This is a genomic window from Streptomyces sp. NPDC004629 (assembly GCF_042873595.1).
In the GTDB taxonomy this organism is placed as follows: domain Bacteria; phylum Actinomycetota; class Actinomycetes; order Streptomycetales; family Streptomycetaceae; genus Streptomyces.
In genome coordinates, this window is the sequence record NZ_JBIALO010000002.1 from 243,525 (window position 1) to 256,028 (window position 12,504).

Annotated in this window: 12 protein-coding genes and 1 pseudogene; 6 read left to right on the forward strand and 7 right to left on the reverse strand. The window is 75.4% G+C overall.

The window, feature by feature from the left end; genetic code table 11:
- Nucleotides 1-81: 81 nt before the first annotated feature.
- Nucleotides 82-1,542, forward strand: coding sequence for a sensor histidine kinase (locus ACFYTE_RS04055; RefSeq protein ID WP_388704561.1), 1,461 nt, complete (start codon nucleotides 82-84; stop codon nucleotides 1,540-1,542).
- A gap of 190 nt (nucleotides 1,543-1,732) precedes the next feature.
- Here the strand turns inward: ACFYTE_RS04055 and ACFYTE_RS04060 are convergent, their stop codons facing one another.
- The 3 genes from ACFYTE_RS04060 to ACFYTE_RS04070 all read right to left on the reverse strand — a co-directional run bounded on the left by ACFYTE_RS04060 (nucleotide 1,733) and on the right by ACFYTE_RS04070 (nucleotide 5,246).
- Nucleotides 1,733-3,046 carry an MFS transporter gene (locus ACFYTE_RS04060; protein WP_388704563.1) on the reverse strand — a complete coding sequence of 438 codons (1,314 nt, stop codon included), beginning with the start codon at nucleotides 3,044-3,046 and terminating at the stop codon, nucleotides 1,733-1,735.
- Nucleotides 3,043-3,654, reverse strand: coding sequence for an ArsR/SmtB family transcription factor (locus ACFYTE_RS04065; protein ID WP_388704566.1), 612 nt, complete (start codon nucleotides 3,652-3,654; stop codon nucleotides 3,043-3,045). The genes ACFYTE_RS04060 and ACFYTE_RS04065 overlap by 4 nt, the downstream gene beginning before the upstream one ends.
- Before the next feature lie 143 nt (nucleotides 3,655-3,797).
- Entirely contained in the window at nucleotides 3,798-5,246 is a 1,449-nt protein-coding gene (locus ACFYTE_RS04070; RefSeq protein ID WP_388704569.1) for a hypothetical protein, read from the reverse strand.
- Nucleotides 5,247-5,359: 113 nt separating this feature from the next.
- Here ACFYTE_RS04070 and ACFYTE_RS04075 point away from each other — a divergent pair, with 113 nt between their 5' ends.
- Entirely contained in the window at nucleotides 5,360-6,589 is a 1,230-nt protein-coding gene (locus ACFYTE_RS04075) for a molybdopterin-dependent oxidoreductase (protein WP_388704572.1), read from the forward strand.
- Nucleotides 6,586-7,098: a hypothetical protein gene (locus tag ACFYTE_RS04080; RefSeq protein ID WP_388704575.1), complete on the forward strand. Its 513-nt coding sequence runs from the start codon at nucleotides 6,586-6,588 to the stop codon at nucleotides 7,096-7,098. The genes ACFYTE_RS04075 and ACFYTE_RS04080 overlap by 4 nt, the downstream gene beginning before the upstream one ends.
- Here ACFYTE_RS04080 and ACFYTE_RS04085 read toward each other — a convergent pair.
- From ACFYTE_RS04085 to ACFYTE_RS04095, 3 genes are read right to left on the reverse strand one after another with little or no spacing between them, the layout of a single operon-like run.
- Entirely contained in the window at nucleotides 6,987-7,724 is a 738-nt protein-coding gene (locus ACFYTE_RS04085) for a class I SAM-dependent methyltransferase (protein WP_388704578.1), read from the reverse strand. The two genes, ACFYTE_RS04080 and ACFYTE_RS04085, sit on opposite strands and share 112 nt — an antisense overlap.
- A complete protein-coding gene (locus ACFYTE_RS04090; protein ID WP_388704581.1) occupies nucleotides 7,721-8,368 on the reverse strand; it encodes a DUF2064 domain-containing protein in 648 nt (215 codons plus the stop codon). The genes ACFYTE_RS04085 and ACFYTE_RS04090 overlap by 4 nt, the downstream gene beginning before the upstream one ends.
- The gene (locus ACFYTE_RS04095) at nucleotides 8,365-9,093 is read right to left on the reverse strand and encodes a glycosyltransferase family 2 protein (RefSeq protein ID WP_388704584.1); all 729 of its coding nucleotides are present in this window, start codon (nucleotides 9,091-9,093) and stop codon (nucleotides 8,365-8,367) included. The genes ACFYTE_RS04090 and ACFYTE_RS04095 overlap by 4 nt, the downstream gene beginning before the upstream one ends.
- A gap of 115 nt (nucleotides 9,094-9,208) precedes the next feature.
- Between ACFYTE_RS04095 and ACFYTE_RS04100 the strand changes: the two genes are divergently transcribed.
- Together ACFYTE_RS04100 and ACFYTE_RS04105 are read left to right on the forward strand one after the other, a co-directional pair.
- Nucleotides 9,209-9,958 carry a response regulator transcription factor gene (locus ACFYTE_RS04100; RefSeq protein WP_388704586.1) on the forward strand — a complete coding sequence of 250 codons (750 nt, stop codon included), beginning with the start codon at nucleotides 9,209-9,211 and terminating at the stop codon, nucleotides 9,956-9,958.
- A complete protein-coding gene (locus ACFYTE_RS04105) occupies nucleotides 9,955-11,067 on the forward strand; it encodes a sensor histidine kinase (RefSeq protein ID WP_388704587.1) in 1,113 nt (370 codons plus the stop codon). The genes ACFYTE_RS04100 and ACFYTE_RS04105 overlap by 4 nt, the downstream gene beginning before the upstream one ends.
- A gap of 19 nt (nucleotides 11,068-11,086) precedes the next feature.
- Here the strand turns inward: ACFYTE_RS04105 and ACFYTE_RS04110 are convergent, their stop codons facing one another.
- A complete protein-coding gene (locus ACFYTE_RS04110) occupies nucleotides 11,087-12,088 on the reverse strand; it encodes an NAD-dependent epimerase/dehydratase family protein (protein WP_388704590.1) in 1,002 nt (333 codons plus the stop codon).
- Nucleotides 12,089-12,298: 210 nt separating this feature from the next.
- Between ACFYTE_RS04110 and ACFYTE_RS04115 the strand changes: the two are divergent.
- Nucleotides 12,299-12,504: pseudogene (locus ACFYTE_RS04115) on the forward strand (hypothetical protein); the annotation flags it as partial.

Consider the following 12,504-nt stretch of genomic DNA (forward strand, 5'->3'; position numbering starts at 1 on the left):
GCTGTCGAACCGCAACGGACGTCGCGGGGCCTGCCGAGACCGTTCGCCTCGGTCCGGGCCCGCGCCGCACTCGCCGCCACCGTGGTCGTCTGCGTCGCCCTGGTCGCCGCGGGGATCGCCGTCGTCGCCGTACTGCGGCACAACCTCACCGGCCGGGCCGCCCTGGAGTCGGAGATCACCGCACGGACCGTGGCGGGCGCGCAGGCCGCGCTGAGCGGCGACTTCGGCGGCCTTGACCTGCCCGACGACGCGGAGCACCCGGTTCAGGTCGTCGACATCGCCGGCAAGGTGCTCGCCGCCGGTGAGGAACTGCGCGGACGGCCCGCGCTCGCCGATTACGCGCCCGCTGCCGCCGCCCCGTCGAGCACCCCGTCCGACCACCACGGCGGACGCGACGACGACGATGACGATGACGACGACGCCGTCCCGCCGCGCGGCAGGGTCGGCGCGGACGCCGAGCCGCGCACCCTCAACGTCACCGTGGAGGAGGAGACCCGCGCCTACGCCTTCGCCGCGGTCCAGGGAACGATGTACGACGGCCGTACCTACACCGTCTACGCCGGCACCTCCCTGGAGGACGAACAGGCCACCCTCGACCAGGTCACCCGGGCGATGCTGGCCGGACTTCCCTTCCTCCTCGTCGTCGTCGCGGCCGTGACCTGGCTCGTCACCCGGCGCGCCCTCAAGCCCGTCGAGGGCATCCGTGCGGAGATGGCCGAGATCACCCGCAGCGGGGACCTGGCCCGCCGCGTGCCCGAGCCCGACGCGCGCGACGAGATCGCCCGGCTCGCCCGCACCACCAACGAGACGCTGACCGCCCTGGAGCGGTCCGTGGAGCGCCAGCACCGCTTCGTCGCCGACGCCTCCCACGAGCTGCGCAGTCCCATCGCGGCGCTGCGCACCCACCTCGAAGTCGCCGCCCAGCACCCTGGGCTGCTCGACCCGGCCGATCTGCTGCACGACGTGGTGCGCCTCCAGCACCTGGCCGCCGACCTGCTGCTGCTCGCGCGGCTTGACGCCGGGGAGCGGCCCGCCGACGCCCCCGTCGACCTGGCCGCGCTGGTCCGTGCGGACGTGGCCGAGCGCGCCGCGGGCGACCGCGTCGCCACCGCCGTGACCACGGCCGGCACCGCCCAGGAGGTCCGGGGCAGCCGGGCACAGCTCTCGCGGGTCCTCGGCAACCTCCTGGACAACGCCCAGCGGCATGCCGCGACGGCCGTCACCGTCGACGTGGGCCGCGACGGCGACGACATCGTGGTCACCGTCGCGGACGACGGCGCGGGCATCGCGCCGGGCGACCGGGCACGGATCTTCGAGCGCTTCGTCCGTCTCGACGAGTCCCGCAGCCGGGACGACGGCGGCGCGGGACTCGGCCTCGCCATCGCCCGCGACGTCGTGCACCGCCACGGCGGAACGCTCACCGCCGGCGAGTCCGCCACCGGCGGCGCGGCGTTCCGCATCCGGCTGCCCTGCGCCGCCGCGGACTCCGCGGAGCCGGTGTCGGGTTGGGTGGGTGGTTCGTGGGGTGGTGTCGGTCGGTGAGTCGGGGGTTGGTCGGCTTGGTGGTGTCACGTCGGAGTGCATGTCTCGGTGAGTCTGCCGCCGGCGGTGCGGTGTTCCGGTTCCGGTTGCCCCGTCGCGCCGTGCTCCCCGCGGAGCCGGTGTCGGATTGGGCGGGTGGTCGGCGGGGTGGTGTCGGTCGGTGAGTCGGGGGCTGGTCGGCTTGGTGGTGTCAGGCGGTGAGTCGGGGGCTGGTCGGCTCGGGGGTGTTCCGCGTGTCCGCGCGGCGCATCTGCCGCCACTCCGGCCGCAGCGCCGGCAGGTTCGTGGTGAGGAAGTACGCGGCCCCAGCGGCGAGCAGCACCGGCACGAGCCCCACGGCGGCCACCGCCGCCCCGGCCAGCAGCCCGCCGAGCGGTATGCCCGCCCAGGCCAGCGAATCGCCGAGCGCATTGACCCGGCCCAGCATGCGGCGCGGCACCCGCTCGAAGAGCATCGCACCGAGCATGGGGTTGATGAACCCCGCCCCGAACCCGCCCACGGCGAACACGGCCACGACCACGCCGAGCGGCGCCCCCGAGGCGAGCACCAGGAACCTCGGCGCCCCGGCCAGCAGGAACCCGACGAAGAACACCGCCCGGCGCGGCAGCCGGTGCGCGGCGATCGCCGCGATCAGGCTGCCCGCCACCGCCGCGGCCCCCATCGCGCTGCCCAGCAGGCCGATCGCGGCGGCCCCGCCGCCCGACTCCTTGGCCCAGACGGGCAGCAGCACCGTGCCGAACGCGGCGTCCAGCAGGTTTGTGACGCCCAGCATGACGATGATGGTGAACAGCAGCGGATCGCCGCGCAGAAAGGCGAGCCCCTCGCCGAACCGGCGCCAGTAACCCGTTTCCGTCTCCCCGTCCCGCGGCAGCGCCTCCTCGGCCGCCCGCCCCACGTCGCGCGGCAGGACCAGCCTGATGAGCAGCGAACCCAGCGCGAAACAGGCCGCGTTGACCGCGAGCCCGGTCAGCGGGCCGACCAGGGCCACCAGGGCGCCACCGGCCGCAGGGCCCACGGTGGCGGCCAGCCGCTCGGTCACCCCGGCGAGCCCCGTGGCCCGCTCCAGCGGCATCCCGCCGCGCTCGGCCGCCTCCGGGACCATGACCTCCTTCGCCAGGTCACCGGGCCCGCGGGCCGCGCCGATCACCGCGACCAGGGCCAGCAGCAGCGGAAAGGACAGCAGGTCGAGCCCGTACAGCAGGGGGACCGCCGCGCAGGCGGTGGCGCTGGCCAGATCCGTGGTCCAGGAGACGGCCCGCGGGCCGACCCGGTCGACCAGCGGCCCGGTGAACGCCTTGACCAGCACGTACGGGGTCATCTCGACGAAGGCGACCAGTCCCGTCCGGGTCGCGCTGCCGGTCGTGACGAGCACGAACCAGGGCAGGGCGACGGCGGACACCCGGGTCCCGGTCAGCGACACGGCCATGGCGGCCAGCACCCCGCCCAGCGCCCGTGCCGACCGCTTCGCGGACCCGTCGCCGGCCTCCGGGACACGGTCCGTCACGGCGTGTCCACCTCGGGCAGGAAATGGGTGATGACGGCGAACCGCTCCGCCCCCGCGGGGGCCTGCGCCTTCGTCTGCGGTGTGTCCCGGCGGTAGCGGGCGATCACCGCCCACAGCTCCTCGCGCAGGGCGACGGCCTCGTCGGGCGTCAGCCGCAGCGCCTCGTCGCTCAGGCTGAACGCGTCACGCCAGGGCCGGGGCATCGTCTCCAGTTCGTTCAGCGCCTGCTGGGTGCGCAGCGCGTACGTCGCGGCGACGGACTGCAGATAGGCGAGGGTGGCCGCCGGCTCCCGCTCGGCGAGTTCAGGGTCGTTCAGCTCGGTCATCCGGTGCACCGAACGCCACCAGCGTTCGCGGGCGTTGCCCCGTTCCGTGTCCTCCTCGACGAATCCGGCGGCGCCGAGCTGGCGCAGATGGTAGCTGGCCGTCCCGGAGTTCACACCCAGGCGTTCCGCGAGGCGGGTGGCCGTCGACGGGCCGTAGATCCGCAGCAGTCCGAGCAGCCGTACGCGCACCGGGTGCGCGAGTGCGCGCAGCCCCTTGGCGTCCAGGACGACCGAGTCCGCCGCGCCGGACGGGGCGTCCGGCTTCCCCTCCATGTTCGTCATACGGGCACCCTAAACCGCAAACAGTTCTTCGCAAAGACTTCTTCGCGAAGAACTGTTTGCGGTTTTCTCGGGCCCACCCGCGTCCGGGTCCACCCGCCTCCGGCCCCCCACCCGAGCCCGTGCCTCCCGGCCCGCTGCCGGCGTCACCAGCCCGTCAGCAGCAGGTGGTTGACGAGCAGTGCGAGCACCGCCTGGGCGGCCAGCCAGCGGCGCGGACGGCCGAGGAACGCGCAGGACGCGAGCAGCCACATCGCGAAGGGCAGCCAGATGCGTTCCGTCTCGGCCTTGCTCATGCCGGAGACATCGGCGACCAGCAGCGCGAGCAGGGCCGCGGCGACGAGCAGCGCCAGCCGGCCGGCGGCGTCCGGACCACCACCACCGTCCGGGCCACCACCGTCCGGGCCACCACCCTCCGGGCCACCACCCTCCGGGCCGCCGCCGTCCGGGCGGCCGCCGACGTCCGGCCCGGACAGGGCCGCGCCGTGCCGCCGGGCGAGCGTCCCGCCGACCCGTGCGAGGCCCGCCGCCGTCGCCGGCCCCGTACAGACCACCGTGCAGGCGAGATTGGCCCACACCCAGTAGCCGTACGGACGGACCCCGCCCACGCCCTGGTAGTAGCGGGTGACCAGCAGTCGGTATCCCTCCCACCAGTCGAACCCGGCGAGCGTGAACGCCGCCGGAACCACCGCAAGACCGGCGACCAGCGCCGCGAGCAGGGAGGGCCGCTCACGGACCCGGTGCCGGCCGAGCAGCAGCACCGCCGCCGCGATCACCGCGAACAGGGTGAGCCCGTAGGAGAGGTAGCAGGTCAGCCCGAACAGCAGACCGGAGCCCGCCGCCGGCCAGGGCGACCCGCCCGTGACGGCCAGGGCGAGCAGCGCCACGGCCCAGGCGGCGACGGCGGCGAAGTACGCGTCGGCCGAGGCGCCGAGCCACACCGCGGCCGGAGCCAGCACCAGGAACGGCGCCGCCCGGCGCGCCAGCCGCTCATCGGCCAGCGCCCGCACCGCGACCAGCACCGCCACGCATGCCGTCGCGCCCACCGTGATGCACCAGACGCCCGCCCAGCCGCCGCCGCGCAGCCCGATCCGGTCGAGCAGCACGAAGGTGAGCGTGGCACCCGGGGGATGCCCGGCGACATGGGCGGGCCACGGGTCCGGGGAACCGGCCACGATGTGGTGAGTGAAGTCCCGCAGGGTGTCCGGGATATCGGCGAAGCGGCCGATGACCCGCAGATACTCCTCGCGGGTGGTGAGCCGGCCGGCGACACCCCGCCGCCAGCCGTCGATCAGCGCGAGCGACCAGATCCAGGCCATGGCCGCCGCCCAGGCCGACGCGAGCAGCGCCCGCCACGGCAGCCGGGCCGCCAGCGCGGGCCCGTACCCCACGGTGGCCACCGCCATGCCGACGGCCGCGGGAGTGCCGGGACCCACGTGCGGCTCCCACACCGCGAACAGCGGCGGCCAGTTGACGAACAGGGTGTGCCGGGTGTCCTGGATGTGCCGGCCGACCAGCACGGCCACCAGGACGAGCAGGGCGGCGGCCACGGGGGCGCACAGATCACGGAGCGGGAAGCGGGGCGAGCGGGTCACAGCGGAACGCTAGGCGCGCGGGCGGCGCCGCCGGTGGCGCACACGACGGACGTCAGCGTTTCGTCATGGGTCGCGGACCCGTTCCCGGGGCGATCGCGGCCTACGGTCGGGGCATGCGCGATCAACGGCTCCCCACCTCGCCGGGCTTTTGGCGCAGCCCCGTGCGCGGCACCCGGTTCACCGCGGTGCTCGGCCTGGTCCTGCTCGCCGGCATCACCGTGCTGTTCGTGACCGGCCTGCTCTCGTACGCCTCCTACAACCCGGACCTGTCGCCGGTCAACGACCAGACACCCGACAAGGGCCTCCTCGGCTTCTACCTCTTCGCCTGGCCGACCAGCCCGTCCTGGCTGTACCGGTTCACCCAGGGCGTCCACGTCACGCTGGGCGTCACCCTGATCCCGGTGCTGCTGGCCAAGCTGTGGTCGGTCGCGCCGAAGCTCTTCACCCTGCCGCCGGCCCGCTCGCTCGCCCACGCCCTGGAGCGGATCTCGCTGCTGCTCCTGGTCGGCGGCGCGCTGTTCGAGTTCGTCACCGGCGTGCTCAACATCCAGCTCGACTACGTCTTCCCTGGCTCCTTCTACCCGCTGCACTTCTACGGCGCCTGGGTGTTCTTCGCCGCGTTCGTCGCGCACGCCGTCCTGAAGCTGCCGGCCGCCCTGCGCGGCGTGCGGGGCCTGCGGCAGGAGCGGAGCGAACTGGTCGCCCCGCGGCCCGACCCGCCCACCGTGTCACGGCGCGGCGCCATAGGGCTGGTCGGCGGCGGCTCGCTGCTGCTGTTCGGTACGACCGTGGGGCACAGCTTCGACGGAGTGGCCCGGCAGACCGCCCTGCTCGCTCCGCACGGCGGGTCCGAACCGGGCAGCGGCCCGAACGGCTTCCAGATCAACAAGACGGCCGCGTACGCCCGGATCGACCCGGCGCAGACCGCTGCGGACACCTGGCGGCTGGTGGTCGCCGGCCCGACCGGAACCCTCCGGCTGAGCCGGGCCGACCTGGCACGGCTGCCGCTGCACAGCTCGGCGCTGCCGATCGCCTGCGTGGAGGGCTGGTCGACCTCCGACCAGTGGTGGCGCGGGGTGCGGCTGCGCGACCTGGCCGCGCTGGTCGGCCACGACCGTCCGACGGACGTGTACGTCGAGTCGCTGCAGCGGCACGGAGCCTTCCGGAGCGGCGCCCTGCGCGCCAACCAGGTCGGCGACGAGCGCTCCCTGCTCGCCCTGTACGTCAACGGCGAAGACCTGGACCCCGACCACGGCTACCCGGCGCGCGTCATCGTGCCCGCGGCACCCGGTGTGCTCAACACCAAGTGGGTGGCCCGGATGACCTTCGGAGAGCTGCGATGAAGCGACGGAACCCGGCCGGCGACCCGGCGCAAACCACGCGGCGGCGGATCGTCGGGCGCCGGGTCCCCGTCGGCAACCCGCTACACATCCTCCTGCTGGCCGGCTCGTTCGCGCTGGCCGGCTATGCGGCCGTACGGCTGCTGGCCGATGACTGGTTCGGCGTGACGCTGTGGTTCGTGGGGGCGGCGCTGCTGCACGACCTGGTGCTGCTGCCGGTGTACTCGACGGCCGACCGCGCCCTGGTACGGGGCTATGCGGCGGTCGGCCGCCGCGAGCGGGCGCACTATCTGCGGGTGCCCGCCGCCCTGTCGCTGCTGCTGTTCCTGATCTGGTCCCCGCTGATCACCGGGGCGGTGGACCGGTCGTACCGGCTGGCCGCCGGGCAGTCCACGGACGGCTACCCGGCCCGCTGGCTGCTGATCACGGCCCTGCTGTTCGCCGGTTCCGCGGTGGTGCTCGCGGTGCGGCTGCGCAGGGCGGCGAAGCACCGCCCGCCCGAAGCCCACTGATCGACGGCACGCCAGCCCGTACGCCGCGCGCAACGCAGCAGGGCCGGCGTGCCGAGCCGCGCCCAGGGGAACGGGCTGCCCGCCGCGCCGCCGGTGCGGACGACCTGGACCCGGACGCGTTCGTCGACGTCGAGCGGCGCGGTCTCGACGACCAGCAGCCCGGCCGGCGCCGCCAGTCGGGCCAGCCGCAGCAGCAGCGCGTCCGGGTCGCCGCCGATGCCGATGTTGCCGTCCATGAGCAGCAGCGTGCCCCAGCGGCCCTCGCCGGGGACCCGTTCGAAGACCGAGCGGCACAGCGCCTGGCCGCCCCTGCGCACGGTGTGGCGGACGGCGGTCTCGCTGACGTCTATGCCCAGCGCGGGACGGCCCCGCGCGGCGAGCGCGGCCATCAGCCGCCCGGGCCCGCACCCCACGTCGAGCACGGTGCCCTCGCAGCGCTCCAGCACCTGAAGGTCGACCGCGTCGGCTGCCGCACACCAGCGCTCCACGTCCAGCGGCAGCAACCAGCCGTCGCCGCGGCGCAGGAAGAGCGGGCCGCGGCCGGTGCGCAGCGCGTCCGCGTAGGGGTCGTCGGCACCCCACGGCGGGGAGGCGACCCGTGCGGCGGCGCCGGGCGCGCCGCTCATCGGCCGGTGCCGGTGCCGGTGCCGGTGCCTGTGCCTGTGCCTGTGTCGAGCCGGGCGAGTCGCGCGGCGAACCGCCCGCGCGGGGCGGCCGCGGCGACCGCGCGGGCGTCGGCGGCGGTGTCCACGTCACGCAGCCGTGGCAGATCGCGCACCCGCAGACCGGCCGCGACGAGCCGGGCCCGCTGGACCGCGCCCGTCCTCGCCGTCGACATGGGCACGCCCCTCAGCAGGCCGGGGGCGGGCACCGCGAGGCCCAGCGCCCAGAAGCCGCCGTCCTCGGCCGGTCCGAAGTACGCGTCGCAGCCGGCGAAGTCCACGGTGAGCAGCGCCGGGGTCACCTGCGGCGTGTCCATGCCGATCAGCAGGGCCGGTCCCGTACAGCCGGCGAAGGCGTCCGCCAGCCGCTCGTCCAGACCGCCCGCGCCCTGCGGTACGACGTCGAAGCCGGGCGGCAGCCAGCGGCCGGGCGAGCCGTCCAGGACGAGGACGCGCCGGGCGGCCGGCGCGTCCGCCACGGCCGCCAGCGTGTCGGCGAGCGCGGCCTCGGCCAGCTGTGCCGCCTGCCGGGGCGTGAACGGGGGAGTGAGCCGGGTCTTCACCCGACCCGCCCGAGGTTCCTTGGCAACGACAAGCAACGTGATCACCGACCCACACCACCTTCCGCGACGGACGCGCCGTCTGCTGCTGTGGGGGCGGTGAGTACCTGTTTCATGTCTCGGATCGTCTGCCAGGTGCCGCGCCAGGTGCCGGTCACCTTCGAGGTGCCGGTGCGCGGTAGATAGGGGACGTCGCGCTCGGTGACGCGCCAGCCCGCGTCGGCCGCCCGCACCACCATCTCCAGCGGATAGCCGCTGCGCCGGTCGGTGAGACCGAGGGCGAGCAGCGGCTCGCGCCGGGCGGCGCGCAGCGGGCCGAGGTCGTGCAGGCGCAGCCCGGTGCGACGGCGCAGCAGCCGGGTCAGGACGAGGTTGCCCGCGCGGGCGTGGGCCGGCCAGGCGCCACGGCCCTGCGCCCGCCGCCGGCCGAGCACCAGATCGGCCGTGCCCGCGCGGACCTCGTGCACGAACGGCACCAGCAGCGCGGGGTCCAGCGAGCCGTCGCAGTCGCAGAAGCAGACGATGCCGGCGGTGGCGGCGGTCAGTCCGGCGTGACAGGCGGCGCCGAAGCCGCGCCGCGGCTCGTGGACGACGGTCGCACCGAGGCCGCGGGCCACCTCGGCGGAGCCGTCGGTCGAGCCGTTGTCGACGACGAGGGCGCGCCAGCCGGGCGGGACCCGGCCGATCACCCAGGGCAGGGCCGCGGCCTCGTCCAGACAGGGGAGGACCACATCGACCGCCGGGGTCGTGGGAGAGAACGTCACGGCTTTCACCCTACGAGCGCAAAAACGGCATACCGGGCTTCCGCTCCTTACGAAACACGGACGTCGCGCCGCGCACCGGGACCGGGAGGCGACGGGCGCGCGGACCCGGTGCGAGGCTGGACGCATGCAGCAGCCCCACCGGCCCGAGGATGCCGTCCCCGCCGCCCCGCCCGACCGCGGCGGCGCCCGGGTCCTGGTCGTCGAGGACGACCCCACCGTCGCCGAGGTCGTCTGCGGCTACCTGGACCGCGCCGGGTACGCCGTGGACCGGGCCGGGGACGGCCCGACGGCGCTGACCCGGGCGACCGCGCACTGGCCCGATCTGGTCGTCCTGGACCTGATGCTGCCCGGCATGGACGGCCTTGAGGTCTGCCGCCGACTGCGCGGCCGGGCGTCCGTGCCGGTCATCATGCTCACCGCACGCGGCGACGAGGACGACCGCGTCCTGGGCCTGGAGGTCGGCGCCGACGACTACGTCACCAAACCCTTCAGCCCCCGCGAACTCGTCCTGCGCGTCGAGTCGGTGCTGCGCCGCACCCGGCCCGGCTCCGACCTGCGGCCGCTGGCCGCGGCGGGCCTCACCGTGGACCGGGCCGCGCGGCGCGCCGCCAAGGGCGGCGACGAACTCGCCCTGACCCTGCGCGAGTTCGATCTGCTGGCCTTCTTCCTGCGTCATCCGGGACAGGCGTTCAGCCGGGCGGACCTGATGCGCGAGGTGTGGGGCTGGGACTTCGGCGACCTGTCCACCGTCACCGTGCACGTGCGCCGCCTGCGCGGCAAGGTCGAGGACGACCCGGCCCGGCCGCGGCTGATCCGGACCGTGTGGGGCGTGGGCTACCGCTTCGACCCCGAAGGGCGGGCCGAGCAGCCGTGACCGACCTCCTGCTCATCGCCCTGTACGCGTTCCTCGGCGCCGCCGCCATGGGGCTCGCCGGGGCGGGCGTACTGCGGCTCATCCGGCGTCGCTCGCTGACCGCGTCGCTCGCCGTGGTCGCCGCCGTCGCCGTGGCCGCGATGCTCGCGGGCACGCTCACCGTCGCCTGGGCGATGTTCCTGTCGCCGCACGACCTGAGTGTGGTGACCACGGTCGTCGCGATGGCCGCCGTGGTCTCCCTGGCCACCGCGCTGCTGCTGGGCCGCTGGGTCGTCGACCGCAGCCGGGCCCTGGCCCGCGCCGCCCGCTCCTTCGGCGACGGCGGCGACTTCGCCGCCCCGGCGGGCCCGGCCACCGCCGAACTCGACCAGCTCAGCCGCGAGTTGGCCGCGACCAGCGCCCGGCTGGCCCGGTCCCGCGAGCGGGAGCGCGCCCTGGAGTCGTCCCGGCGCGAACTGGTCGCCTGGATCTCACACGATCTGCGCACCCCGCTGGCCGGGCTGCGCGCCATGGCGGAGGCCCTGGAGGACAGGGTGGCCGCCGACCCGGACCGCTATCTCCAGCAGATCCGCACCGAGGTCGAACGCCTCAACGACATGGTGGGCGACCTGTTCGAACTCTCCCGGATCCACGCCGGCGCGCTCGCCCTGGCCACGTCCCGGATGTCCCTCTACGACCTGGTCGGTGACGCCCTCGCGGGCGCGGACCCGCTGGCCCGCGAGCACGGGGTACGACTCGTCGGCGACCGCGTGGAGCCCGTGCCGGTCGAGGTGGACGGCAAGGAGATGAGCCGGGTGCTCGGCAACCTCCTCGTCAACGCGATCCGCCGCACCCCCGCCGACGGCACGGTCGCGGTGGCCGCCGAACGCTCGCCCGACGGCGTGGTGCTGTCCGTGACCGACGGGTGCGGCGGCATCCCCGAGGAGGACCTGGCGCGGGTCTTCGACACCGGCTGGCGCGGCACACACGCCCGGACCCCGCCCGCGGGCGCGGGGCTCGGCCTCGCCATCGTCCGCGGCATCGTGGAGGCCCACCGGGGGCGCGCGAGCGTGCGCAACATCCCCGGCGGCTGCCGCTTCGAGGTGACGCTGCCCGTCCCGGAGGGGTGACGCCCTGCAGTCCGCGCCCTCACACGGCGCGCAGCGGCTCGCCCGCGAATCGCCCCATCCCCGCCCGGAAGCCGACCCGCGGCCGCCAGCCCAGTTCGGCCCGCAGCCGCGAGGAGTCCGCCGTGATGTGCCGCACGTCGCCCAGCCGGTACTCCCCGGTCACCACGGGCGGCGGACCGCCGTGTGCCGCGGCCAGTTCGGCCGCCATCTCCCCGACGGTGTGCGGCTCGCCGCTGCCCGTGTTGTAGACGGTCAGCGCCCCGGGCGCCGAACCGGCCTCCAGGGCCAGCACATTGGCCGCGGCGACATCCCGCACATGCACGAAGTCCCGCCGCTGGCGCCCGTCCTCGAACACCCGCGGCGGCTCGCCCCGGGCGAGCGCCGACCGGAAGAAGGAGGCGACCCCCGCGTACGGGGTGTCGCGGGGCATCCGGGGCCCGTACACGTTGTGATAGCGCAGCGACACCGCCGCCCCGCCCGTCGCCCGCGCCCAGGCCCCCGCCAGATGCTCCTGGGCCAGCTTGGTCGCCGCGTAGACATTGCGCGGGTCCGCCGGCGCTTCCTCGCCGACCAGCCCCGGGGCCACCTCCGCGCCGCACACCGGGCAGCGCGGTTCGAAGCGCCCGGCGGCCAGATCGGCGACGGCCCGCGGGCCGGGCCTCACCACCCCGTGCCGCCGGCACGCGTACCGGCCCTCCCCGTACACCACCATCGACCCGGCCAGCACGAGGCGCCGCACGCCCGCCTCGGCCATCGCGGCGAGCAGCACGGCCGTACCGAGGTCGTTGCGGGAGACGTACCGCGGGGCGTCCGCGAAGCCGGTGCCGAGCCCCACCATGGCCGCCTGGTGGCAGACGGCGTCGATCCCGGCGAGGGCGCGGCCGACCGCATGCCGGTCCCGTACGTCCGCGCCCGCCTCCTCGCGTACGTCGAACACCGACGGTTCATGCCCGCGCTCCGCCAGCGCCTCGACCACATGGGACCCGATGAACCCGGCGCCGCCGGTGACCAGTACACGCATGCGCCCACGCTAGGCCCGCACCCCACCCGCCCCACGTCCCCGCGCCCGCCACGTCACACCTCCGTAAGCCCATGCGCAGCACCAGGTCCTGTCGCCGAACGCGCGTCGTGCGTGTGACGAGCCGGTTGCCGGGGTTCGGCAGGATGGGGGTGGGGGGACTGCCGGGGGCGCGGACTGGACCGCGGGTCCGCCGCCGACCACGCTGCGCCCATGGTCTGCGTCAGCCACACCGTGGTCGTGGCGCCCGTCCCGCGAACCTGGTTCGCCGACACCGTGGCCCTGCTCGAACGCCTGGCCGGGGACAGCCGGGCCGAGGGCGACCGGGTGGTGCTGCCGGACGGGCGGACCGTCCCGGACGTCCGGCTGGCCGCGGGCCGGCACCTGCGACCCGGAGCGGAGTACGTCGTCCAGTACGC